The sequence below is a fragment of the Microbacterium sp. BG28 genome (genome assembly GCF_034044005.1).
In the GTDB taxonomy this organism is placed as follows: Bacteria; Actinomycetota; Actinomycetes; order Actinomycetales; family Microbacteriaceae; genus Microbacterium.
Genome location: NZ_JAXCHA010000002.1, coordinates 601,101 through 624,232, shown reverse-complemented (window position 1 = coordinate 624,232; position 23,132 = coordinate 601,101). Strand labels below are relative to the sequence as shown.

The 23,132-nt window shown below is 68.2% G+C and carries 21 protein-coding genes; 12 read left to right on the top strand and 9 right to left on the bottom strand.

Features of this window, described 5'->3' with window-relative positions; genetic code table 11:
• Window positions 1-62 precede the first annotated feature (62 nt).
• Window positions 63-896: an SURF1 family protein gene (locus SK224_RS08880; protein ID WP_320434354.1), complete on the top strand. Its 834-nt coding sequence runs from the start codon at window positions 63-65 to the stop codon at window positions 894-896.
• A gap of 4 nt (window positions 897-900) precedes the next feature.
• Here the strand turns inward: SK224_RS08880 and SK224_RS08875 are convergent, their stop codons facing one another.
• The gene (locus SK224_RS08875) at window positions 901-2,499 is read right to left on the bottom strand and encodes an ABC-F family ATP-binding cassette domain-containing protein (RefSeq protein ID WP_320434353.1); all 1,599 of its coding nucleotides are present in this window, start codon (window positions 2,497-2,499) and stop codon (window positions 901-903) included.
• Between the two features lie 174 nt (window positions 2,500-2,673).
• Between SK224_RS08875 and SK224_RS08870 the strand changes: the two genes are divergently transcribed.
• From SK224_RS08870 to SK224_RS08855, 4 genes are read left to right on the top strand one after another with little or no spacing between them, the layout of a single operon-like run.
• Window positions 2,674-3,708, top strand: a complete 1,035-nt coding sequence (locus SK224_RS08870; protein ID WP_320434352.1) for an iron-siderophore ABC transporter substrate-binding protein — start codon at window positions 2,674-2,676, stop codon at window positions 3,706-3,708.
• Between the two features lie 31 nt (window positions 3,709-3,739).
• Window positions 3,740-4,789 (top strand): iron ABC transporter permease, encoded by a 1,050-nt coding sequence (locus SK224_RS08865; RefSeq protein ID WP_320434351.1) that lies wholly within the window; start codon window positions 3,740-3,742, stop codon window positions 4,787-4,789.
• A complete protein-coding gene (locus SK224_RS08860) occupies window positions 4,786-5,835 on the top strand; it encodes a FecCD family ABC transporter permease (protein ID WP_320434350.1) in 1,050 nt (349 codons plus the stop codon). The genes SK224_RS08865 and SK224_RS08860 overlap by 4 nt, the downstream gene beginning before the upstream one ends.
• The gene (locus tag SK224_RS08855) at window positions 5,832-6,653 is read left to right on the top strand and encodes an ABC transporter ATP-binding protein (RefSeq protein WP_320434349.1); all 822 of its coding nucleotides are present in this window, start codon (window positions 5,832-5,834) and stop codon (window positions 6,651-6,653) included. The genes SK224_RS08860 and SK224_RS08855 overlap by 4 nt, the downstream gene beginning before the upstream one ends.
• 10 nt (window positions 6,654-6,663) lie before the next feature.
• Here SK224_RS08855 and SK224_RS08850 read toward each other — a convergent pair whose 3' ends face one another.
• Genes SK224_RS08850 through sufB form a run of 7 tightly spaced genes read right to left on the bottom strand, consistent with a single transcriptional unit; the run spans window position 6,664 to window position 12,854 of the window.
• On the bottom strand, window positions 6,664-7,593 hold the full coding sequence (locus SK224_RS08850) for a siderophore-interacting protein (protein ID WP_320434348.1): 930 nt from the start codon (window positions 7,591-7,593) through the stop codon (window positions 6,664-6,666).
• Between the two features lie 41 nt (window positions 7,594-7,634).
• Entirely contained in the window at window positions 7,635-8,789 is a 1,155-nt protein-coding gene (locus tag SK224_RS08845) for a MalY/PatB family protein (protein ID WP_320434347.1), read from the bottom strand.
• Window positions 8,790-8,811: 22 nt separating this feature from the next.
• On the bottom strand, window positions 8,812-9,141 hold the full coding sequence (locus SK224_RS08840; RefSeq protein WP_137417044.1) for a metal-sulfur cluster assembly factor: 330 nt from the start codon (window positions 9,139-9,141) through the stop codon (window positions 8,812-8,814).
• Between the two features lie 9 nt (window positions 9,142-9,150).
• Window positions 9,151-9,921 carry a Fe-S cluster assembly ATPase SufC gene (sufC, locus tag SK224_RS08835; protein ID WP_309731488.1) on the bottom strand — a complete coding sequence of 257 codons (771 nt, stop codon included), beginning with the start codon at window positions 9,919-9,921 and terminating at the stop codon, window positions 9,151-9,153.
• Between the two features lie 13 nt (window positions 9,922-9,934).
• Window positions 9,935-10,264: a non-heme iron oxygenase ferredoxin subunit gene (locus SK224_RS08830; protein ID WP_137417046.1), complete on the bottom strand. Its 330-nt coding sequence runs from the start codon at window positions 10,262-10,264 to the stop codon at window positions 9,935-9,937.
• Window positions 10,261-11,439: a Fe-S cluster assembly protein SufD gene (gene sufD, locus SK224_RS08825; RefSeq protein WP_320434346.1), complete on the bottom strand. Its 1,179-nt coding sequence runs from the start codon at window positions 11,437-11,439 to the stop codon at window positions 10,261-10,263. The genes SK224_RS08830 and sufD overlap by 4 nt, the downstream gene beginning before the upstream one ends.
• Window positions 11,436-12,854, bottom strand: a complete 1,419-nt coding sequence (sufB, locus tag SK224_RS08820; RefSeq protein WP_320434345.1) for a Fe-S cluster assembly protein SufB — start codon at window positions 12,852-12,854, stop codon at window positions 11,436-11,438. The genes sufD and sufB overlap by 4 nt, the downstream gene beginning before the upstream one ends.
• Before the next feature lie 229 nt (window positions 12,855-13,083).
• On the opposite strand from sufB, the gene SK224_RS08815 reads away from it, so the two are divergent.
• Both SK224_RS08815 and SK224_RS08810 read left to right on the top strand, forming a co-directional pair.
• On the top strand, window positions 13,084-14,199 hold the full coding sequence (locus SK224_RS08815) for a COX15/CtaA family protein (RefSeq protein ID WP_320434344.1): 1,116 nt from the start codon (window positions 13,084-13,086) through the stop codon (window positions 14,197-14,199).
• A gap of 84 nt (window positions 14,200-14,283) precedes the next feature.
• A complete protein-coding gene (locus SK224_RS08810) occupies window positions 14,284-14,700 on the top strand; it encodes a dinucleotide-utilizing enzyme (RefSeq protein ID WP_320434343.1) in 417 nt (138 codons plus the stop codon).
• A 24-nt stretch (window positions 14,701-14,724) separates the two neighbouring features.
• On the opposite strand, the gene SK224_RS08805 is transcribed toward SK224_RS08810, so the two are convergent.
• Window positions 14,725-15,645, bottom strand: coding sequence for a heme o synthase (locus tag SK224_RS08805; RefSeq protein ID WP_320434342.1), 921 nt, complete (start codon window positions 15,643-15,645; stop codon window positions 14,725-14,727).
• A 146-nt stretch (window positions 15,646-15,791) separates the two neighbouring features.
• Here SK224_RS08805 and tkt point away from each other — a divergent pair, with 146 nt between their 5' ends.
• The 5 genes from tkt to SK224_RS08780 are packed head-to-tail and all read left to right on the top strand — an operon-like array spanning window position 15,792 to window position 23,127.
• A complete protein-coding gene (gene tkt, locus SK224_RS08800) occupies window positions 15,792-17,891 on the top strand; it encodes a transketolase (protein ID WP_320434341.1) in 2,100 nt (699 codons plus the stop codon).
• A gap of 20 nt (window positions 17,892-17,911) precedes the next feature.
• The gene (gene tal / locus SK224_RS08795) at window positions 17,912-19,018 is read left to right on the top strand and encodes a transaldolase (RefSeq protein WP_320434340.1); all 1,107 of its coding nucleotides are present in this window, start codon (window positions 17,912-17,914) and stop codon (window positions 19,016-19,018) included.
• On the top strand, window positions 19,015-20,640 hold the full coding sequence (locus SK224_RS08790) for a glucose-6-phosphate isomerase (protein WP_320434339.1): 1,626 nt from the start codon (window positions 19,015-19,017) through the stop codon (window positions 20,638-20,640). Before tal ends, SK224_RS08790 begins: the two co-directional genes overlap by 4 nt.
• A gap of 13 nt (window positions 20,641-20,653) precedes the next feature.
• Entirely contained in the window at window positions 20,654-22,204 is a 1,551-nt protein-coding gene (zwf, locus tag SK224_RS08785; RefSeq protein WP_309731473.1) for a glucose-6-phosphate dehydrogenase, read from the top strand.
• Window positions 22,201-23,127: a glucose-6-phosphate dehydrogenase assembly protein OpcA gene (locus tag SK224_RS08780; protein WP_320434338.1), complete on the top strand. Its 927-nt coding sequence runs from the start codon at window positions 22,201-22,203 to the stop codon at window positions 23,125-23,127. Before zwf ends, SK224_RS08780 begins: the two co-directional genes overlap by 4 nt.
• Window positions 23,128-23,132: the final 5 nt, after the last annotated feature.

The window sequence follows — 23,132 nt, the reverse complement described above, 5'->3', positions numbered from 1 at the left end:
GACTTCCTCGCAACCCGTTCGTTCCCGGTCTCCGTCGAGCCTTTCGTTGCACAGGATGCATCATGAGCATCCGTCGTGACACAGCGCTGCGGTGGGCCGCCTACGTCGGTATCGCCGTCGCGTTCGCCGTCGCCTGCGTCTTCCTCTCGAACTGGCAGTTCGCCCGCAACGATGAGAGAGCGGCGCAGCTGGCTCTCGTCGAGCGGAACTACGACGCGGCCGCGGTGCCGCTCGATGAACTCCTCCCCGACGACCAGCTGGACCCGGAGTCGGAATGGCATCCCGTCGTCGTCACCGGCGAGTACGTCTCGGAGCAGCAGGTGGTGGTGCGCAATCGCCCGCACGGCGGCACGAGCGCCTTCGAGGTCCTGACACCCCTGCGCACGTCAGACGGTCGCGTGCTCATCGTCGACCGCGGATGGATCCCCCCGGCGGAGCGCGGCGACGGACCTGCTCTCATCCCCGCGCCACCCTCGGGCACGGTGAGCGTGGTCGTGCGGCTTCGCGCGCCGGAGGCCCTGCCGAACTCCGGACGCACCGCACCGGCCGGGCAGGTGCCGACGATCAATCTCCCGCTCGTCGCGGAGACCACCGGCTCGGCAACCCTGACCTCCGCCTACGGGATGCTCGTGAGCGAGGATCCTCCGGTCCCGGACATGCCGTTCGCGCTGGCAGCGCCGTCGGAGGACCCTGGACCGCATCTGTCGTACGCGATCCAGTGGATCCTGTTCGCCGTGATGGGGTTCGTCTTCATCGGCTACATCATCCGCACCGAACGTCGCAAGCGCGCCGAGGACGACGATCAGCCGTTGGCTCCCCGTGTCGCGGGGCCCCGTAAGCGCGTGGATCGGGACGCCGAGCAGGAGGACGCGATCCTCGACCGCGCCGACGCGTGAGAACTCAGGCCAGGGTGATCAGCTCGACATAGTCGCGACCCCAGATGTCCTCGACCCCGTCCGGCAGGATGAGGACGCGCTCCGGGTTGAGCGCCTCGACGGCTCCCGCGTCGTGCGACACGAGCACCACGGCACCCTCGTAGTGCGCGAGCGCACCGAGGATCTCCTCGCGCGAGGCGGGGTCGAGGTTGTTCGTCGGCTCGTCGAGCAACAGCATGTTGGCGCTCGACACGACGAGGGTCGCCAGCGACAGTCGCGTCTTCTCGCCCCCCGAGAGCACCCCGGCGGGCTTGAGCACGTCGTCCCCGGTGAACAGGAACGAACCCAGCACCTTGCGAGCCTCCGTCGCCGTGATGTCCGGCGCCGCCGACATCATGTTCTCCAGGACCGACCGCGACACGTCGAGGTTCTCATGCTCCTGGGCGTAGTAGCCGATCTTCAGTCCGTGCCCGGGTTCGATGGTTCCCGTGTCGGGGGCGTCGACGCCCGCCAGCATTCGCAGCAGCGTCGTCTTCCCGGCGCCGTTGAGACCCAGGACGACGACCTTCGAGCCGCGATCGATCGCCAGGTCCACGTCGGCGAAGATCTCCAGTGAACCGTACGATTTCGACAGGCCGCGCGCCATCAGCGGCGTCTTGCCGCAGGGAGCGGGCTTCGGGAACCGGAGCTTCGCAACGCGATCCTCCTGGCGCACGTCATCGAGACCGGAGAGCATCTTCTCCGCCCGCGCGACCATCTGGTGCGCGGCCGCGGCCTTCGACGCCTTGGCGCCGAAGCGCGCCGCCTGCAGCTGCAGGGCGGTCGCCTTCTTCTCGACGTTGACGCGCTCCTTCTTGCGGCGTTCCTCGTCGGCCACGCGCTGACGCTGGTAGTTCTTCCAGTTCATGTTGTAGATGTCGATCACCTGACGGTTGGCGTCGAGGTAGAAGACGCGGTTGACCGTCTCGCCGACGAGCTCGACATCGTGGCTGATGACGATGAGCCCGCCCTTGTAGTTCTTGAGGAAGTCGCGGAGCCAGACCACGCTGTCGGCGTCGAGGTGGTTGGTCGGCTCATCGAGGATCATCGTGTCCGCATCCGAGAACAGGATGCGGGCGAGCTCGATGCGCCGGCGCTGGCCACCGGAGAGTGTCTTCAGCGGCTGATCGAGGATGCGATCGGGCAACGAAAGATTGTGGGCGATCGATGCCGCCTCCGCCTCGGCCGCGTAGCCGCCGAGCGACTCGAAGCGCTCTGTGAGGCTGCCGTAACGTCGCATCGCCTTCGCCGCGACGTCCGGGTCGTCGTCCGCCATCGCGAGCGAGGCTTCCTGCATGCCGAGCGCGAGCGTCCCCAGGCCGCGTGCGTCGAGGATGCGTGTGCGTGCCAGCATCTCCGGGTCGCCGGAGCGGGGGTCCTGTGGCAGGTAACCGAGCTCTCCTCCGCGCTGGACCTCTCCCGCCGACGGCAGCAGATCACCGGCGAGCACCTTCGTGAGCGTCGTCTTGCCCGCGCCGTTGCGACCGACCAGACCGATCTTGTCGCCTCGGGAGACGCGGAAGGCGACCTCGGACATGAGAACGCGCGCGCCGACGCGGATCTCGAGGTCATGCACGGCGAGCACGGCGTACGTCCGTTCTGTTCGGGTGGGAGGTGGGCCGGAGAAGGCCACCGTTCAGTCTACCGGCGCCCACCGCGACCGTCGCCCCGGCTGATCGGACGAGCGGATTCGGGTCGAGAACGAACCAGGAGTTAGGGTAGCCTCGCCTAGCACCCCTCCAGAAAGGCCCTGCTCGTCATGCAGCTCAAGCGTTGGACCGCTGTCGCGGTCGCCGCCGTCTCTCTCGCCGCCCTCACCGCCTGCAGCTCGCCAGCCGCGACCCCCGCTGCCACCGACGGCGACGAGGCTCCCAGCGGCGCCTTCCCGCTCTCGATCGAGAACGCCTTCGGGACCACGACCATCGACACCAAACCGCAGCGCGTCGTCACCGTCGACTGGGGCAACCAGGACGTCGCACTGGCACTGGGGATCGTTCCGGTGGCGATGCCGAAGGTGACCTACGGCGACGAGGACGGCGACGGACTACTCCCCTGGGTGAAGGACAAGCTCGACGAACTGGGAGCGGAGACCCCCGTGCTCATGGACGAGACGGATGGGTACGACTACGAGGCCATCGCGGATGCCGCGCCCGACGTCATCCTGGCCGCATACTCCGGAATGACCCAGGAACAGTACGAGACCCTGAGCAAGATCGCGCCGGTCGTCACCTACCAGGACATGGCGTGGGGGACCTCGTGGCAGGACATGACCATCCTCGATGGGACGGCCCTGGGCATGGCGGATGAGGCGCAAGAGCTCGTCTCCTCGCTCGAGAAGCACGTCGCCGACACGGCCGCGGAGTACCCCGCCATCGCCGGGAAGACGACGCTTCTTTCGTACTTCGACCCCACCGACCTGAGCAACCTCGGCTTCTACAGCCGGTCGGATCCGCGTGTGGGCTACCTCGAGGAGATGGGATTCGCGCCCTCCGCCTACGTCAAGGAGCAGTCCGCCGCATCCGAACAGTTCTGGATCGTCACCAGCACCGAACAGATCGAGAGCTTCGAAGACGTCCAGGTGATCGTCACGTACGGCACGGACGAGACCCTCTCCCAGTGGCACGCCGACCCGCTCCTGTCGCGCATCCCCGCCGTCGCAAACGGCGCGGTCGCGGTGATCACCTCCGACTCGACGCTCTCTTCCGCCATCACGCCGTCGCCTCTGTCGATCGGCACCAGCTACGGCGATGATTACATCAAGCTCGTCGGAGAGGCCGCCGCCAAGGCATCATGATCCGACCGATCGTCAGAGGGTGCGGGCGGCGATGAGCGTCGCCCTCGCCCCCGACACTGCCGCCCCCACGCCGTCACCGCGACGGCGCTGGGGGCGGCGACGGGCGTTGTGGCTCGTGATCCTCCTCGCCGCGTTGCTGGCGATCTCGTTCCTGTCGGTGACCTTGGGCGCACGCGCGGTCGGGTGGCACGACATCTGGGCCGGGCTCGGCGGGGCGGTCGACACGGCGGGAGCCGCCGCGGTGAACAAGCGCATTCCTCGCACCGTCCTGGCGATCATGGTCGGCGCGGCGCTCGGCGTCGCGGGAGCGGTTCTCCAGGGCGCGACCCGCAATCCGCTCGCCGACCCGCAGATCCTGGGGATCAACGGCGGGGCCGCCCTGGCCGTGGTCTGCGGCATCGCATTCCTGGGTCTCGCGACGCCGACCGCGTACATCTGGACGGCGTTGGCGGGAGCCGCCGTCGCCGCCGTGTTCGTGTACGGGATCGGCGCACTGGGCCGCGGAGGCGCGACACCGCTCAAGCTCGCTCTCGCGGGTGCGGTGACGGCCGTCGCCTTCTCGTCGTTGACGAGCGCGATCCTGCTGCCCCGGGTCGATGTGATGAGCCAGTTCCGCTTCTGGCAGGTGGGCGGCGTCGGGGGTGCGACCAGCGCCACCATCCTGCAGGTCGCGCCGTTCCTCCTCGTCGGTCTCATCGTGTGCCTGGCGTGCAGTCCCGCGCTGAACACTCTGGCACTGGGCGACGAGCTCGCCGCGGGACTCGGTGAGCGCGTGCGAACGGCACGTCTGGCGTCCACGCTCGGCGCGGTCCTCCTCTGCGGCGCCGCCACGGCCGTCGCGGGGCCCATCGGCTTCGTGGGTCTGGTCGTTCCCCACATCTGCCGTCTGCTCATCGGCGTGGACCACCGCTGGCTCCTCCCCTTCAGCGCGGTCGCAGGAGCAGTGCTGCTCACGGGCGCGGACGTCATCGGACGCGTCATCGCCCGCCCGGAGGAGATCGAGGTGGGCATCATCACCGCGCTCGTCGGCGCGCCGTTCTTCATCGCCATCGTCCGTCGACAGAAGGTGAGGGCGCTGTGACCGTCGCCGGGGCCGTGAATGCGCTCTCCCTCGTTCGCGCGGGCCGTCGCCGACGTCGTCGACGGTGGATCGTCGTCACGTCCGCGCTCGCCGCGATCGCGATCATCGTGTTCGCGCTCTCCCTCATGCTGGGACAGACGTTCTACTCCCCCGCGGAGGTCTGGGGCGTGCTGACCGGGCAGCGCGTGCCGGGTGCATCCTTCACCGTGGGCGAGCTGAGACTGCCCCGCGCCACGACGGCGCTGCTGACCGGCCTCTGCTTCGGGATGGGCGGCGTCGTCTTCCAGACGATGCTGCGCAACCCCCTCGCGAGTCCGGACGTCATCGGCATCAGCTCCGGCGCGAGCGCCGCCGCTGTCACAGGGATCGTCGTCCTCGGGCTCGGGGAGACATCCGTCTCGTTCCTGGCCACCGGCGCCGCGTTGGCCGCCGCCCTGCTCATCTATCTGCTCGCCTACAAGCACGGCGGCTCCGGAGCCCGTCTGATCCTGATCGGCATCGGCGTGGCGGCCATCTGCAACAGCGTGGTCTCGTACGTCATCTCCCGCGCCGCGGAGTGGGATCTCCCGACGGCGATGCGCTGGATCACGGGAAATCTCAATGACGCGAGTTGGGCGAAGGTCGTGCCCCTCGCCGTGGTCATGGTTCTTGTCGTGCCCGCGCTGCTCTTCCTGTCCCGCGATCTGGAGCTGCTGCGGGTCGGCGACGAGGCCGCATCCGCTCTCGGAGTGCGCGTGGAACGCAGCCGCCTCCTGCTCATCGTGGCCGCCGTGTGCCTGCTGGCGTTCGCGACCGCAGCTGCCGGCCCCATCTCATTCGTGGCGTTCCTCGCCGGCCCCATCGCCGTAAGGGTCCTCGGGCCTGTCGGCTCCCCCGTCGTACCGGCAGGACTCGTGGGAGCCGTCCTCGTGCTGGTATCCGACTTCGTCGCGCAGTACGCGCTCGGCACGCGCCTTCCCGTCGGCGTCGTGACCGGCGTGCTCGGCGCGCCCTATCTCGTTTATCTGCTCATCCGCAGCAGTCGGGCCGGAGGAACCTCGATATGACCGCCCAACACACCCTCGTCGCTGACGCGCTCACACTCGCTTACGGAGACAGAGTGATCGTCGACGCACTGGATCTTTCCATCCCCGCGGGCAGGATCACGACGATCGTGGGCGCCAACGCGTGCGGGAAGTCCACGCTGCTGAAGTCGATGGCACGCCTGCTGCCGCCCGCGGCGGGGAGCGTGCTGCTCGACGGCAAGAGCATCCATCGACTGCCCACGCGTCAGGTCGCGCGCGTGCTGGGGCTGCTCCCCCAGTCCCCCATCGCCCCCGACGGCATCGCGGTGTCCGACCTCGTCAGTCGGGGGCGCCATCCCCACCAAGGTCCGCTGGCCCGGTGGAGCGCCGCCGATGACGCAGCGATCGCGGGGGCGCTCGATGCGACCGGCACGGCGCATCTCGCCGACCGCTCCGTGGACGAACTCAGCGGGGGTCAGCGCCAGCGCGTCTGGATCGCGATGGCCCTGGCGCAACAGACCGATCTGCTGCTGCTCGACGAGCCGACCACGTTCCTCGACATCAGCCATCAGATCGACGTGCTTGATCTGCTGACCGATCTGAACCGCGATCGTGGCACGACCATCGTCATGGTGCTGCACGATCTCAACCTGGCGGCCCGATACGCCGACCACCTCGTCGCCATGGTCGATGGCCGCATCCTCGCCGCAGGAGAGCCGGAGAGCGTCCTGACGACGGATGTGGTGCGCACCGTCTTCGGCCTGGAGAGCAGGATCATGCCGGATCCTCTGACGGGTCGCCCCATGGTCATCCCGCTCGGTCGTCACCACACGATCACGGACGCGGACGCACCGGCCTGAGCTCCGGCCCCTACTCGATGCGTTCTGAGATGCCTCGTCGCCAGTAGCCCATGAAAGCCACGCGCTTGCGGTCGACGCCGTTGCCCTGCACGAGCAGTCGTCGCAGCGTCTTCACCGTCTGCGACTCGCCGGCGATCCATGCATAGAACTCCCCCTCGGAGTCCTCCGGGCTGTCCCAGAGGAGTTCGCGGTCGACATCCACGTCCTCGAGCTCCTGCGGACGGGGCGCGGCCGCACGCGCAAGCGCGTCACCGGCGGCATGGGCCCACGAGGTGACGGCCGCGATGAGCACCTCGCCGTGCGCGCGTTCGTCGCGGCCGAGCCACGTCACACGTGCATGCGTCGAGATCGGGAGGGCATCCTGCTGCGACGGAACCTCGATGAACGCATCGACGTCGGTGTCGCCCTGCAACGACTCGAGGATGCCGGCGATGGCCGGCGCGGCGGTCTCGTCACCGGCGAGCAGGAGCCGTCGCGCGCTGCCCGGATGCCAGTCGATGCCCAGGTGGGAGTCCGGGCTGCGCTGGTCCGGACCGACGATCACGAGTTCATCGCCGGCGACGGCCGCCTCGGCCCACGCGCCCGCGGGACCGGGATCATGGTGCAAGACGAAGTCGATATCCACTTCCCTGCTCGCGGGATCGACGCGACGCACCGTGTACGTCCGGAAGGGGGTGCGCTCCGCCTGCGGCAGCTCACGCCAGCGGGTGTACCAGTCTCCCCTGGAGATCGCTTCCTCATCGCACTGGCCCACATCGCAGACGCGACCGTTCGGGCCGGGGAACAGAACCTTCAACCGTTGGTCGCGCCCCGCGGTGCCGAAGTACTCGAACTCCGGGCAGCAGAACGTGAGGCGCACGAAGTGCGGTGACAGCCGCACGACGCGCGAGACGCGCGCGATGTAGGGGCGGTAAGACGGTCGAGTGGCGAGGGCGGTCACCCGATAAGGGTATCCTTACCTGTGCAGATGCCCAAGCGGGATCAGTGAAGAACAGCGATCCGTTCGATCGCCTCGGTGAGCACCTCCGGCGCGCAGCCGAGCGTCAGACGGATGTGCCCCGCGCCACCGGCGCCGAATGCGGGACCGGAATGGACGGCCACGCGCGCCTCGCGAAGGATCCGCCGCGCCGGCGCGTCTCCCCAGCCGTAGGGAGAGAGATCCACCCAAGCGAGGTAGCCGGCCTGCGGGGAACGGAAGCCCGCATCCCGCAGATGCGCTTTCAGCAATGCACGCAGGAGAGCAACGTTCGCATCGATCGCGAGCGCTTGCGCATCCAACCAGTGGTCGGACTCGACAGACAGGGCGGCCACCGTCGCCACGGCGCCGAAGAGCCCGGTGCGCCACGACACCTCATCCGGAAGCGAGCGAAGGATGGCGTGCGTGCGATCGTCCGCCGCCACCATGATCGCGCACTTCAGACCCGCCAGATTGAACGCCTTGCTCGCGGAGACGACCGCGTACCCGCATTGCGCGGCCGCATCCGAGACGGAAAGGAACGGTGTGACGACGTTGCCTAGGCGCGGCAGGGGTGCGTGGATCTCGTCGCTGACGACGATGGCTCCGTAGCGCACCGCGATCTCCGCCAACGCGGACAGCACGGCCGCCGGGTGAATCGTCCCGGTCGGGTTGTGCGGATTGCACAGGAGAAGGGCGCGCGCGCCCTCGCGGAACGCGTCTTCGATCCCCTCGAGATCCAGCTCCCAGCCCTCTCCAGCCTCTCGCAGCGGCACGGACTGCACGACCCCGCCCGCTTCCGGCACGGCCTCGAAGAACGGCGGGTACACCGGAGGTGTGACCACGACACGATCGCCGGGCACGATGACCCTGCGCAGGATCTCGACGACGCCCATGATGACATCTCCCGTGATCCGCATCCGCTCGGGATCCGGGTGCCATCCCAGGCGCCGTGCGGCGAACGCGCTGTACGCCGCGGTGACGCCCGGATCAGCCGGCGTATAGCCGGTGTCCCCTCGCGAGACGGCTTCGTGCAGCGCGGCGCTGATCGCGGGTGCCAACGGGTAGTCCGTCTCTGCGACGAACAGCGGGATCACGTCGTCCGGGTACGACCGCCACTTCGCGCTCCGGCGCTGACGCAACTCGTCGAGAGGCAGGGCGCGAAGCGGTTCGATCGTCACGGAACGACCCTATCGACCGCCGTCAGATGGCGAAGCCGAGCGCTCGCATCATGTCGCGGCCGTCGTCGGTGATCCGCTCCGGTCCCCACGGCGGCATCCAGACCCAGTTGATCCGGAACCGCTCGACGACCGAATCCAACGCCTGTGCCGTCTGCTCCTCGAGCACGTCCGTCAGCGGGCACCCCGCGGAGGTCAGCGTCATATGGATGACGAGAGCGTCGTTCTCGTCATCCCAGGCGAGGTCGTAGATGAGACCCAGATCGACGACGTTGACACCCAGTTCGGGGTCCATGACGTCCTTCAGAGCCTCGGTGACCTCGTCGTACTTCTCCGGGGTGATCGTCGCGGTCATAGTCGAATCCTACGCGCCGGCCTGTACGCCCGGCTCGAGGAACCGATCGTAGCCCTCGTTCTCGAGGCGCTCGGCGAGCTCGGGACCGCCCTCTTCGGCGACACGGCCGTTGACGAGCACGTGCACGAAGTCCGGACGGATGTAGTTGAGGATGCGGGTGTAGTGCGTGATGAGCAGTACGCCGAGGTCGGTCTCGGCCTTGGCGCGGTTCACGCCCTCGGAGACGATCTTCAGAGCGTCGACGTCGAGGCCCGAGTCGGTCTCGTCCAGGATCGCGACCTTCGGTTTGAGCAACTCGAGCTGGAGGATCTCGTGACGCTTCTTCTCGCCGCCCGAGAACCCCTCGTTGACGTTGCGCTGGGCGAACTTCGCGTCCATCCGCAGGTTGCTCATGGCCGCCTTGACGTCCTTGGTCCACGTGCGGATGGCCGGAGCCTCGCCGTCGATCGCCGTCTTGGCCGTGCGCAGGAAGTTGGTCACGGTGATCCCGGGGACCTCGACGGGATACTGCATCGCGAGGAACAGCCCCGCGCGTGCACGCTCGTCGACGGTCATCTCGAGGACGTCCTCGCCGTCGAGGGTGATCGAGCCGCCGGTCACGGTGTACTTCGGGTGTCCCGCGATCGTGTAGGCGAGCGTCGACTTGCCCGACCCGTTGGGGCCCATGATGGCGTGGGTCTCACCGGTGCGGATCGTCAGAGTGACGCCGTTCAGGATGGGGGTGGTCCCCTCATCGGTCTCGACCGTCACGTGGAGGTCGCGGATCTCGAGCACAGACATGTCAGTTCCTTCGTCAGTCGACGTTCTTGGTCACGGCGGGATCGATCAGGACATCGTCTCCCTCGATCGTGACTTCGTATACGGGCACCGGCTCGTAGGCCGGCAGGTTCAGGGGCTTACCGGTACGCAGCGAGAACGCGGATCCGTGCGCCCAGCACTCCAGGGTGTCCCCCTCGACGAATCCGTCCGAGAGCGAGATGTCACCGTGCGTGCACGTGTCGCCGATCGCGTGCACCTCGCCGTTGCCGTCGAGGACCACGGCCATGGGCACGCCATCGATCTCGACGCGGCGGGCTTCGTCCTGCTGCAGCTCGCTCAGAGCGCACACGCGCGTCGCGCTCACCGCTGCTCCCCCGCGAGTTCGGCCTCGATCGCACCGACGAGACGTTCCTCGAGCTCCGCGATGCCGATCTTCTGCACGATCTCCATGAGGAAGCCGAGCACGACCAGGCGTCGTGCCTGCTCCGCGTCGATGCCGCGAGCCTGCAGGTAGAACAGCTGTTCGTCGTCGAAACGACCGGTCGCGCTCGCATGTCCGGCGCCGCGGATGTCACCCGTCTCGATCTCGAGGTTCGGGATGGAGTCCGCGCGGGCACCATCGGTGAGCACCAGGTTGCGGTTGGCCTCGTAGGAGTCGGTGCCGACCGCATCCGGGCCGATCAGCACATCGCCGATCCAGACGGAGTGGGCGGTATCGCCCTGCAACGCACCCTTGTAGAGCACGTCACCGACGGTCTGCGCACCCTTGTGATGCAGGTACACCTGGCTCTCGAGGTGCTGACCGGCATCCGCGAACGAGAGGCCGTACAGCTCGCCGCGCGCGCCGGTGCCCGCGAGCTCCACGTTCGGGTTCACGCGCACGACGCCACCGCCGAACGAGACCACGACATGGCGCAGACTCGCGTCACGATCGACACGCGCCTGATGCGCGGCCAGGTGCACCGCCTCGTCGTCCCATTCCTGGAGCGTGACGAGGGTGAGGGCCGCACCGTCGCGGACGATGATCTCCACGTTCTCGGCAAGCTGTGCGACACCCGCATGCCGCAGAAGCACCGTTGCCCGCGCGTTCGGCTGCGCCTCGACGACGAGATGCGCGTGTGCGCGACCGCCGGCACCGCGCAGATCCAAGACGACAGGCTCACTCAGCTCCGCGCCCGCGGGGATGCTGAGATACAGCGCCTCGGCGGAACGCTCCCAGGCGATCGCCGCGCTGAGGTCCTCCGCGGTGAAGACCTCGCCGCGCGGCGCCTGGTCGGCGACCAGACCCCCCGCAGCCAGCGGCCCGCTCACCGAGACCGCCACAGCACCGGCATCTCCCGGGACATCCTCGAGGAGACCCTGGATGCGGTCGATCGGGGTGTGCTTCCAGTTGACCTCGCGGCCGGTCGGCGCCTCGAAGAACGAGACCTCGTTCGCGCGCGGGCGCTCCGAGCGGGTCTGCACCGGCACGAACGCGGCGGCAGGGTCGATGTGCCCCTTCGTGGTCTCCACCACGGGGGCTTCGGCCTGGGGGCTCATCCGACGCTGCCTTCCATGCCCATCTCGATGAGCTTGTTCAACTCCAGTGCGTACTCCATCGGGAGCTCGCGCGCGATGGGCTCGATGAACCCGCGCACGATCATGGCCATCGCCTCGTCTTCTGCGAGCCCTCGGCTCATCAGGTAGAACAGCTGCTCCTCGCTGACCTTCGAGACCGTCGCCTCGTGCCCCAGCTGGACGTCGTCGACGCGGATGTCGATGGCCGGGTATGTGTCGGAGCGCGAGATGGTGTCCACCAGGAGCGCGTCGCAACGTACCGTGTTGGCGGAGTGGTGGGCGTTGGCATCGACGCGGACCTCGCCGCGGTAGCCGGCCCGCCCGCCGCCGCGCGCGATCGACTTCGAAACGATCGACGACTGCGTGTAGGGCGCCATGTGGATCATCTTGGCGCCGGCGTCCTGGTGCTGACCGGGCCCCGCGAAGGCCACCGAGAGGGTCTCGCCCTTCGCGTGCTCCCCCATGAGATAGATCGAGGGGTACTTCATCGTGACCTTCGAGCCGATGTTGCCGTCGACCCATTCCATGGTGGCACCCTCGTGTGCGACGGCGCGCTTGGTCACGAGGTTGTAGACGTTGTTCGACCAGTTCTGGATCGTCGTGTAGCGCACCCGGGCGTTCTTCTTCACGATGATCTCGACGACGGCCGAATGCAGCGAGTCGCTCTTATAGATCGGAGCCGTGCAACCCTCGATGTAGTGGACGTACGAACCCTCGTCGGCGATGATGAGCGTCCGCTCGAACTGGCCCATGTTCTCCGTGTTGATACGGAAGTAGGCCTGCAGCGGGATCTCCACGTGCACACCCTTGGGCACATAGACGAACGATCCGCCCGACCACACAGCGGTGTTCAGAGCGGCGAACTTGTTGTCACCGGCGGGGATGACGGTGCCGAAGTACTCCTCGAAGAACTCCGGGTGCTCCTTCAACGCCGTGTCGGTGTCCATGAAGATGACGCCCTGCGCCTCCAGATCCTCCTGAATCTGGTGGTACACGACCTCGGACTCGTACTGGGCCGCGACACCGGCGACGAGCCGCGAGCGCTCCGCCTCGGGGATGCCGAGCTTCTCGTAGGTGTTACGGATGTCCTCCGGGAGATCCTCCCAGGACTGCGCCTGCTTCTCCGTGGAACGCACGAAGTACTTGATGTTCTCGAAGTCGATGTCGCTGAGGTCCGCGCCCCAGGTCGGCATCGGCTTACGGCCGAACAACTGGAGGCCCTTCAGACGGGTCTTCAGCATCCATTCGGGCTCGACCTTGAGGGCGGAGATATCGCGCACCACGGCTTCGGTGAGGCCGCGCTTCGCGCTCGCACCCGCGGCGTCGGGGTCATGCCATCCGAACTCGTACACCCCCAGACCTTCGAGTTCCGGGCGGTCGATCAGCACATCCGACATCACACTCTCCTTATTGGACCGCAACGGTGTCATCCGCCCCGGCATCCGCCGCCCCGTCGAGTCTGCGGGGACGAACGCCGCTCTCGGGCCCTCATCATGGGCGCTCACGTGGCGCCTAAACTGTTGTCGATGCACCCTGCACGAAGTGCGGCATCACAACAACCACGATTCTACAGGTTCCCCCTGACTTCCGGGCCGCGTCCGGGGTCTGCACGGGACCGGAGGACACATGCCCGCTCGCACCACTCTGCCCGCATCCGACCGCATCCGGGAGGGGTCCGGACTCGTGGTGCGACGACCGCTGCGCGTCCTCGCGTGGATCTCTTTCCTGACCGAGGTCATCATCATCGGGACCGGCGGCGCGGTGCGGCTGACGGGGTCGGGACTGGGGTGCTCGGACTGGCCGCTGTGTACGCCCGAATCCCTCGTCCCGCTGCCTGAGCAGGGCATCCACGGCGTCATCGAGTTCGGCAACCGCACCATGACCGGTGTCGTGGGGATCGTCGCGGTGGCCGTCGTCCTGCTGACGCTGCATGCGATCGCGGGCCGACCCGCCGTGATGCGCGCACTCGTGTTCGCCGGCGGTGGCATCCTCCTCGCCATCCCCGTCTACGCGCTGGCGGCCGCCCTCCATCTGCCTGCTTTCGGTTTCGCCTCGGGCGCCCTGTTGGCGGCCGTCGTCGCTGCGGCGGTCGATGCCGGCCGGCGAGTGCCTCGACGTCGAGACCTCTCGACACTCGCGTGGATCGTCCTGGCGGGAGTCATGGCGCAGGCCGTCGTCGGCGGATTCGCGGTGCTCACCGATCTGAACCCCTTCCTCGTGGGGTTCCACTACACGTGCTCATTGCTGCTGGTGTGCGTCGCGGCGGCGTACCTGGTGCGACTCGATGCGACCGAGGGCCCGCGCGAGCGGGCGGTTCCCCTGTGGTTCCAGATCGGGGCGCACGCCACCGGGTTGGTGCTCGCCGTGACGATCCTCTTCGGCGTCCTCACCACGGGCTCGGGACCTCACTCCGGTGACGCGAACGTCATCCGCGACGGATTCGACGCGACGATCCTCGCCCACATCCACGCCTGGCCCGGCTATGTGCTCGCGGCGCTCGTACTCGCGCTCACGATCAGCGCCTGGGCCCTGCGACTCCCCCCGCGGCGCTGGCTGCTCGTGCTCGTCGTCGCGATCGCCGTGCAGGTGACCGTCGGAGTGTGGCAGGCGCGCGAGGGGTTGCCCGAGCTCCTCGTGGGGATCCACATGGTCCTCGCGTCGCTCTCCGCTGCCGCCTACACCGTCGTCGTCCTTCACCTGAAGCGACCCGTCCGACTCGAGCATTCCTCAGCAGACGCATAGACGAGTCATCGGGCGCACCTCGATTCACCCGCGAGGGTGGCCAGGTCGCGGCAACCGTTGCCGCGCGTTCGAGGAGTGATCCACATGACGACCCGTCCCCGCCTGTCCCGCAGCATCCCGTTCTGGGGGCTCATCGCAGGCTCCGCCGCCGCCGTCGGCTTCGGTGCCTGGCTCACGATCGACAAGATCTCGATCATGACCTCCACCCTCACCGACGGCAGTGCGACCGGCGTCGAGGTGTACGCCGGCCAGGCGTGGGCCCTGTTCGGCGCCGTCATCGCCGGCGCGGGCCTCGTCGGCCTCGTCGCCGCCCTCGCGCTCAGCGCAGCACGCAGTCTCGTCACCCCGAAGGTCGACGTCGTCGAGACCATCACGTGGCAGGACGAGGCAGAGCCCCTGGCGGCCGAGACCGCATCCGACATCGCCGCGGTGCCCGCCGACACGGCTTCCGCGCCGCAGAACGACGTCGAGGAAACCATCGAGAAGCCGATCACCCGCTGATCCGGCGACGCTCACGCGAAGCGATCAGAAAGGCAGCAGCGGATCGATCGCGATGGCGACGAAGAGCAGCGTCAGATAGGTGATCGACGCGTGGAAGACCCGCATCGGGCGGGGCTCGGTGCCGCGCACCGCGCGCGCATAGAGACGGTGCGACTCGTAGAGGAACCAGCCGCCGAGCACGAGCGCGGACACCGAGTAGACGGGGCCCATGGATGCGACCGGGATCAGCAGCAGCGAACATGCCACGGTCGCCCAGGCGTAGAGGATCACCTGCAGCCCGACCTGGGAGCCGGAGCGAGTCGCCCCGAGCATCGGTACGTCGACGTTCTCGTACTGGTCCTTGTACTTCATCGACAGCGGCCAGTAGTGCGGCGGGGTCCACAGGAAGATCAGGACGAAGAGGATCAGCGGAGCCCACGAGAGAGAGCCCGTCACCGCGGACCAGCCGATGACGACCGGGAAGCAGCCCGCGATGCCTCCCCATACGATGTTCTGTTCGGTGCGTCGCTTGAGCAGGATCGTGTAGATGACCACGTAGAAGAAGATGGCGCCTGCCGACAGCGCGGCGGCGAGCCAGTTCGTGGTCAGAAGCAGCCAGACGGTCGACACGATCGCCAGGGTCCATGCGAAAACCAGCGCTCCGCGCGGTGAGACTTCGCCGGTCACGAGAGGTCGATTGACCGTGCGCTGCATATGCGCGTCGATGTCGCGGTCGAGGTACATGTTGAACGTGGCCGCGGAACCGGCGCTCAGCGATCCCCCGATGACCGTCGCCAGCACCAGCCAGAGATTCGGCAGACCGTCCTGCGCCAGGATCATCACCGGCACGGTCGTCACGAGCAGCAGCTCCAGCACCCGCGGCTTCGTCAGAGTGATGTAGGCGCGCACCGTCCGACCCATCGAAGGACGGACGGCGGATGCGGGCTCGCCCTGGCTCGTCGTCATGATGTCCATCTGCTGCGTTGTCGCCCCTCGTCAAGCTCCAGACCAGTCTATGCTGAAACAACACGCGCGCCTGCCGTGGTCGTGGCCCTCCGGGGCCCGACTCATCGGCCCTCTGTGGCGCACTCCTCTTTGTGAAAGGCGGTCCCGTGGCCGATTTGCGTTGGGATGAGATTGATGCACGCGCCGTGGACACGGCCCGCATCCTCGCGGCGGATGCAGTGGAGAAGGTGGGCAACGGTCATCCCGGCACCGCGATGAGCCTCGCCCCCGCCGCCTACCTGCTCTACCAGCGGGTGCTGCGCCACGACCCCGCCGACCCGCACTGGATCGGGCGCGACCGCTTCATCCTCTCCGTGGGGCACTCCTCGCTCACGCAGTACGTCCAGCTGTACCTCGGCGGATTCGGTCTCGAGCTGAACGACCTCGAGTCGCTGCGCACGTGGGGATCGCTGACTCCGGGGCACCCGGAGTACGGACACACCAAGGGCGTCGAGATCACCACCGGTCCGCTGGGTCAGGGGCTCGCGTCCTCGGTCGGCTTCGCCTACGCCGCCCGTTACGAGCGCGGCCTGTTCGACCCCGAGGCAGCGGCCGGTACCTCGCCCTTCGACCACTTCGTCTACGTCATCGCCGGAGACGGCGACCTGCAGGAAGGCGTGACGAGCGAGGCATCCTCGCTCGCCGGCCACCAGCAGCTCGGCAACCTCGTCGTGATCTACGACTCCAACCAGATCTCCATCGAGGACGACACGAATGTCGCCTTCACCGAGGACGTCGCCGCGCGCTACGAGGCCTACGGCTGGCAGGTCCAGACCGTGGACTGGAAGAAGACGGGCCAGTACGTCGAGGACGTCGCCGAGCTCTACGCCGCCATCGAGCGCGCGAAGGGCGAGACCGACAAGCCGTCGCTCATCATCCTCAAGACGATCATCGGCTGGCCCTCGCCCGGCAAGCAGAACAGCGGCAAGATCCACGGCGCAGCTCTCGGTGCCGATGAGCTGGCCGCCACCAAGAAGGTCCTCGGGTTCGACCCGGAGAAGAACTTCGCCGTGGCCGACGACGTCATCGCTCACACGCGCGAGCTCGTCCAGCGCGGCGAGCAGGCGAGGGCCGAATGGCAGAAGTCGTTCGACGCCTGGGCCGCAGCCAACCCCGAGCGCAAGGCGCTTCTCGACCGACTCGAGGCACGGGAACTCCCCGCCGACATCGCCGACGCCCTCCCGGTCTTCGAAGCAGGCAAGGACGTCTCCACCCGCGCCGCCAGCGGCCAGGTCATCAATGCCCTCGCCGCGCAGCTGCCCGAACTCTGGGGCGGTTCGGCCGACCTGGCCGAGTCGAACCTGACCACCATCAAGGATGCGCGTTCGTTCATCCCGCAGGAGTGGTCGACGCACGAGTGGACCGGTTCGCCCTACGGCCGCGTGCTGCACTTCGGCATTCGCGAGCACGCGATGGGCGCGATCCTCAATGGCATCGTCCTGCACGGACCGACGCGTCCGTTCGGCGGCACGTTCCTGATCTTCAGCGACTACATGCGCCCGCCGGTGCGGCTGGCAGCGCTGATGAACATCCCTACGGTCTTCGTCTGGACGCACGACTCGGTCGCTCTCGGCGAGGACGGCCCGACCCACCAGCCGATCGAGCAGCTCGCGACGCTGCGCGCCATTCCGAACTTCTCGATGGTCCGCCCCGCGGACGCCAACGAGACCGCCGTTGTCTGGCTCGAGATGCTGCGTCGCACGGCAGGCCCCTCGGGAATCGCGCTCACCCGTCAGAACATCCCGGTGTTCGAGCGCGGTGACGGTGCCGCATCCGGCGATGTCTTCGCCTCGGCGGACAACGCCGTCAAGGGCGCCTACGTTCTGGCCGAGGCTCCCGGCGGCACCCCCGACGTGCTGCTGATCGCCACCGGTTCGGAAGTGCAGCTGGCCGTCGAGGCTCGCGCGGCCCTCGCTCAGGAGGGTGTGGCGGCGCGCGTCGTCTCCGTTCCTTCGCTCGAGTGGTTCGCCGAGCAGGACGCCGAATACCGCGAGTCCGTGCTGCCGTCCTCCGTCAAGGCGCGTGTATCGGTCGAAGCCGGCTCTGCGCTCACCTGGCAGGGCATCGTGGGCGACGCCGGTCGCTCGGTCGCCATCGAGCACTTCGGTGCCTCCGCCGACTACAAGACGCTGTTCCAGAAGTTCGGAATCACCACCGAAGCCGTCGTCACCGCCGCCCGCGAGTCCATCGCCGCGGCAGCCGAGTAAGTACGAGGAGAAGCAAGAAAATGAGCACCCCTACCGAACAGCTCGCCGCGGCGGGCGTCAGCATCTGGCTCGACGACCTCTCGCGTGAGCGCATCACCACGGGCAACCTCAGCGCGCTGATCTCGGACCGCACGGTCTCCGGCGTGACCACCAACCCGACGATCTTCGCCGGCGCCCTCTCCAAGGGCGAGGCGTACGCCGAGCAGGTCGCGACCCTCGCCGCCGCCGGTGCGGACGTCGACACGGCGATCTTCGAGATCACGACGGACGACGTGCAGGCAGCGTCGGACATCTTCCGCCCTGTGTACGACGCCACGAACGGCGTCGACGGGCGCGTGTCGATCGAGGTCTCCCCCGACCTCGCCCACGACACCGCCGCGACCGTGGCCCAGGCCAAGGAGCTGTGGGCCAAGGTCGACCGCCCCAACGCGCTGATCAAGATCCCCGCGACCAAGGCGGGGCTCCCGGCGATCACCGAGGTCATCGGGGCCGGCATCTCGGTCAACGTCACGCTCATCTTCAGCCTGGAGCGCTACGCCGCTGTCATCGACGCGTACCTGTCCGGTCTCGAGAAGGCGCGTGACGCGGGTATCGACATCTCGGGCCTGCAGTCGGTGGCGTCGTTCTTCGTCTCGCGTGTGGACACCGAGGTGGACAAGCGCCTGAAGGCCATCGGCACGGACGAGGCGACCGCGCTGCTGTCCCAGGCGGGCCTCGCCAACGCGCGCCTCGCATACGAGCTGTTCGAGCGGGAGTTCGGCTCCCCTCGCGCACAGGCTCTGCTCGAGGCCGGCGCGAACCTGCAGCGTCCCCTCTGGGCCTCGACCGGTGTCAAGGACCCCGCGCTGCCCGACACGCTCTACGTGACCGAACTCGTCGCAGCGGGCACGGTGAACACCATGCCCGAGAAGACCCTCGAGGCCACCTTCGACCACGGCGTCATCGCGGGCGACACCATCACGGGCAACATCGAGGGGGCTCACGCCTTCTTCGACCGGCTCGCCGCGGTGGGCGTCGATTTCGCCGACGTCACCCAGACGCTCGAGGACGAGGGCGTCGAGAAGTTCATCGTGTCCTGGCACGAGTTGCAGGAGACGGTGGAGACGGCGCTCAAGGCCGCGCGATGAGCTTCGACATCCACGTCAGCGGCGACGTCCGCGATGTGGTCGAAGCGGAGCTTCCCGCTCTCGTCGACTCTCTGATCGCTTCCGGCATCACGGCCGGCGACCCGGACCTCTGGGGTCCGGGCGCCGCCGCGGATGCCGCCGAACGACTCGGTTGGGTGCAGGCCGTCACGGTGTCCCGACCACTGGTCGAGGAGATCGTCACGCTTCGCGAGGTTCTGCGCGCCGATGGCGTCACCCGCATCGTGCTGGCGGGAATGGGCGGCTCGTCCCTCGCTCCGGAGGTGATCGCCGCCACGGCGGGCGTCCCCCTCGTCGTCCTGGACTCCACCGCCCCCGGTGAGGTCGCGGCCGCCATCGGCGGCGACGCGGAGGCCGGCGGTCTCGCGCAGACGGCGCTCGTCGTGTCGTCGAAGTCCGGATCCACGATCGAGACGGACTCCGCCAAGCGCGCGTTCGAGGCGGCTTACCGCGCTGCGGGAATCGACCCGGCCAGCCGGATCGTCGTCGTCACCGATCCCGGTTCGCCGCTCGCCGAATCCGCGGATGCCGACGGCTACCGTCTGTTCACCGCAGACCCCACGGTCGGCGGGCGCTACTCCGCGCTGACCGCGTTCGGGCTCGTGCCCGCAGGCCTGGCGGGTGTGGACATCGACGAGCTTCTGACCGAGGCAGAGGCGACGCTTCTCGAGGTCGCCATCGACGATCCTCGCAACCCTGCGCTCGTCCTCGCGGCGGCGATCGCCGGTGGCGGCGCCGCGCGCAAGGACAAGCTCGGACTGATCACCGACGGCACACACATCGTGGGACTGCCCGGATGGATCGAGCAGCTCGTCGCGGAATCGACCGGCAAGAACGGCACCGGCATCCTGCCCGTCGTCCTGCTGCCCGTCTCCCCCGAGGTCGAGAACACCCCCGCCGACCTGCAACTGCTGCGCCTCGTCGACAACGTGCGCCACGACCACCTGTTCGAGCACCACCGCGGTGAGATCCTCGTCGCCGGTTCCCTCGGCGCGCAGTTCGTCGTGTGGGAGTATGCGACGGCGATCGCGGGGCGGATGCTGAACATCAATCCCTTCGATCAGCCGGATGTCGAGGCCGCGAAAGTCGCGGCTCGTGCTCTCCTGGACAACCGTCCCGAGCCCACCCCCGCCGTCTTCGAGCAAGACGGCATCGAGGTCCGGGTGTCCGACCCGTCGCTTGCGGCGAGCGGCACATTGAGCGGGGTGCTCGATGCCCTCTGGGCCCGGGTCCCCGAGAACGGATATGTGGCGCTCCAGGCGTATGTGGACCGGGGAGAGCTCGCGCCGCTCGAGGGGCTGCGCGAACTCGTCGCCGCCGACTCGGCGCGCCCCACGACCTTCGGGTGGGGTCCCCGGTTCCTGCACTCGACCGGCCAGTATCACAAGGGCGGTCCCGCCAACGGCGTGTTCCTGCAGATCCTGCAGCACGCCCGCACCGACCTGGCCATCCCCGGCCGCCCCTTCACCTTCGGCGAACTGATCGCCGCGCAGGCCGCCGGCGACGCATCCGTGCTGGCCGACGAGCACGCGCGCCCGGTCGTCACGCTCACCCTCGTCGATGCGCAGGCCGATGTGCTCGCGCTCTTCGACGCCGCCCAGTAGGAGAACACTCTCGATGACTGCCGAGATCTCGCGGGGGCACAATCCCCTCCGCGACCCGGATGACCGACGCCTCAGTCGGATCGCTGGCCCCAGCGCCCTCGTGATCTTCGGCGTGACAGGTGACCTGTCACGCAAGAAGCTCATGCCGGCGGTGTACGACCTCGCCAATCGCGGTCTCCTGCCGCCGGGGTTCGGGCTGGTCGGATTCGCCCGCCGGGACTGGGAGGACGAGGACTTCGCCGAGGTCGTCCGGGACGCGGTGAAGCAGTACGCCCGCACCGAGTTCCGCGATGAGACGTGGGAGCAGCTGCTGCAGGGCATCCGCTTCGTGCAGGGACAGTTCGACGATCTGGACGCATTCCGTCGCCTCCGCGAGACCGTCGAGAAGCTCGACGTCGAACGCGGCACGATGGGCAACCACGCCTACTACCTCTCGATCCCGCCGCGCGACTTCCCGATCGTCGCCGAACAGCTCAAGGCATCCGGACTCGTGGACGACACCGCCGACGGCGCGGACCGCTGGCGCCGTGTGGTGATCGAGAAGCCCTTCGGCCACGACCTCGAGTCGGCGCGCGAACTGAACGACGTCGTGCGCTCCGCCTTCCCCGCCGACTCTATCTTCCGCATCGACCACTACCTGGGCAAGGAGACGGTCCAGAACATCCTGGCGCTGCGCTTCGCCAACGAGCTCTACGAGCCCATCTGGAACCGCAACTACGTCGACCACGTTCAGATCACCATGGCCGAGGACATCGGCGTGGGCGGGCGAGCCGGCTACTACGACGGGATCGGCGCCGCGCGCGACGTCATTCAGAACCATCTGCTCCAGCTCCTGGCGCTCACGGCCATGGAAGAGCCCATCACCTTCGACGCTGCGCAGCTGCGCGCCGAGAAGGAGAAGGTGCTCGCGGCGGTGACCCTGCCCGACGACCTGTCCACGGCGACCGCTCGCGGACAGTACGCCGGCGGCTGGCAGGGTGGCGAGAAGGTGCTCGGCTTCCTCGAGGAGGACGGCATGGCCGCCGACTCGACGACCGAGACCTACGCCGCCATCAAGCTCGACATCAACACCCGCCGATGGGCGGGCGTCCCCTTCTACCTGCGCGCCGGCAAGCGGCTGGGTCGTCGAGTGACCGAGATCGCGGTGGTGTTCAAGCGTGCGCCTGAGCATCTGTTCGGCCGCAGTCAGACCGACGGGCTCGGCCAGAACGCCCTGGTTATCCGCGTCCAGCCGGACGAGGGCGTCACCATCCGATTCGGATCCAAGGTTCCCGGTGCCGACATGCAGGTGCGCGACGTGACGATGGACTTCGGATACGGCCACGCATTCACCGAGGCCAGCCCCGAAGCCTACGAGCGGCTCATCCTCGACGTGCTCCTGGGCGATCCGCCGCTGTTCCCCCGCCATGAAGAGGTCGAGCTCAGCTGGAAGATCCTCGATCCGATCGAGAAGTTCTGGTCGGAACAGTCCGGCCCGCTCGAACAGTACTCCCCCGGTTCGTGGGGACCGCAGTCCGCGGACGAGCTCCTCGCCCGCGATGGTCGCACCTGGAGGCGCCCGTGATCATCGATCTGCCCGACACCACCGTCAGCAAGATCTCCCGCGCCCTGGTCAACGTCCGCGAGGAGGGCGGAGCGGTCGCCCTCGGTCGTGTCCTGACGCTCATCATCGCGACACGGCGCGGAATCGAGGAAGAGGCGATCGAAGCCGCGAACGATGCGTCCCGCGAGCACCCCATGCGGGTGATCGTGCTCATGCTCGACAACCCGAAGGCGGAGCCGCGCCTGGATGCGGAGATCCGCGTCGGCGGCGACGCCGGCGCGAGCGAAGTCATCCTGCTGCACGCTCACGGGCCCGCGGGCTCTAACGCCGAGAGCCTGGTCACGGGTCTGCTCCTTCCCGATGCGCCCGTCGTCGCCTGGTGGCCCGCGGACACCCCCGAGGTTCCCTCGCGCTCAGACATCGGCAAGATCGCTCAGCGCCGTATCACTGACGCCGCGATGCAGAGCGATCCGCACGAATGGGTGCTCAATCTGGGCGGGCACTACGCGCCCGGTGACACCGATCTCGCCTGGACGCGCCTCACGCGCTGGCGCGAGCAGCTTGCGGCGGTGCTGGATCAGCCGCCCTACGAGCCGATCACCGCCGTCGAGGTGCTGGGAGGCGGAGACTCCCCCTCGACTCCTCTGCTGGCGGCCTGGCTCCGCCTTCAGCTGAAGGTCGACGTGAGCTGGCGCTATCTGGACAGCGACGAGTGGGCGAGCGGCATCAAGTCCGTCCGGCTCACGCGTGCCAGCGGAGACATCGTGCTCGAGCGCCCCGACGCGCTGACGGCGGTACTGACGCAGCCCGGGCAGCCGAGTCATGAACTGGCTTTCCCGCGGCGATCGCTGCGCGAATGCCTGGCCGAAGAGCTGCGACGACTGGACGCCGACCTGCTGTACGGTCGCGTCGTGACCGAGGGCAGCGCCCTCATCGAGCACTGATACGA

Excerpts from the sequence above, each read along its gene's own strand:
- SK224_RS08880 (WP_320434354.1), top strand. The coding sequence starts at position 63 with ATGAGCATCCGTCGTGACACAGCGCTGCGGTGGGCCGCCTACGTCGGT.
- SK224_RS08870 (WP_320434352.1), top strand. The coding sequence starts at position 2,674 with ATGCAGCTCAAGCGTTGGACCGCTGTCGCGGTCGCCGCCGTCTCTCTC.
- SK224_RS08865 (WP_320434351.1), top strand. The coding sequence starts at position 3,740 with ATGAGCGTCGCCCTCGCCCCCGACACTGCCGCCCCCACGCCGTCACCG.
- SK224_RS08855 (WP_320434349.1), top strand. The coding sequence starts at position 5,832 with ATGACCGCCCAACACACCCTCGTCGCTGACGCGCTCACACTCGCTTAC.
- SK224_RS08840 (WP_137417044.1), bottom strand. The coding sequence starts at position 9,141 with ATGACCGCGACGATCACCCCGGAGAAGTACGACGAGGTCACCGAGGCT.
- sufC (WP_309731488.1), bottom strand. The coding sequence starts at position 9,921 with ATGTCTGTGCTCGAGATCCGCGACCTCCACGTGACGGTCGAGACCGAT.
- sufD (WP_320434346.1), bottom strand. The coding sequence starts at position 11,439 with ATGAGCCCCCAGGCCGAAGCCCCCGTGGTGGAGACCACGAAGGGGCAC.
- sufB (WP_320434345.1), bottom strand. The coding sequence starts at position 12,854 with ATGTCGGATGTGCTGATCGACCGCCCGGAACTCGAAGGTCTGGGGGTG.
- SK224_RS08815 (WP_320434344.1), top strand. The coding sequence starts at position 13,084 with ATGCCCGCTCGCACCACTCTGCCCGCATCCGACCGCATCCGGGAGGGG.
- SK224_RS08810 (WP_320434343.1), top strand. The coding sequence starts at position 14,284 with ATGACGACCCGTCCCCGCCTGTCCCGCAGCATCCCGTTCTGGGGGCTC.
- SK224_RS08805 (WP_320434342.1), bottom strand. The coding sequence starts at position 15,645 with ATGACGACGAGCCAGGGCGAGCCCGCATCCGCCGTCCGTCCTTCGATG.
- tal (WP_320434340.1), top strand. The coding sequence starts at position 17,912 with ATGAGCACCCCTACCGAACAGCTCGCCGCGGCGGGCGTCAGCATCTGG.
- SK224_RS08790 (WP_320434339.1), top strand. The coding sequence starts at position 19,015 with ATGAGCTTCGACATCCACGTCAGCGGCGACGTCCGCGATGTGGTCGAA.
- zwf (WP_309731473.1), top strand. The coding sequence starts at position 20,654 with ATGACTGCCGAGATCTCGCGGGGGCACAATCCCCTCCGCGACCCGGAT.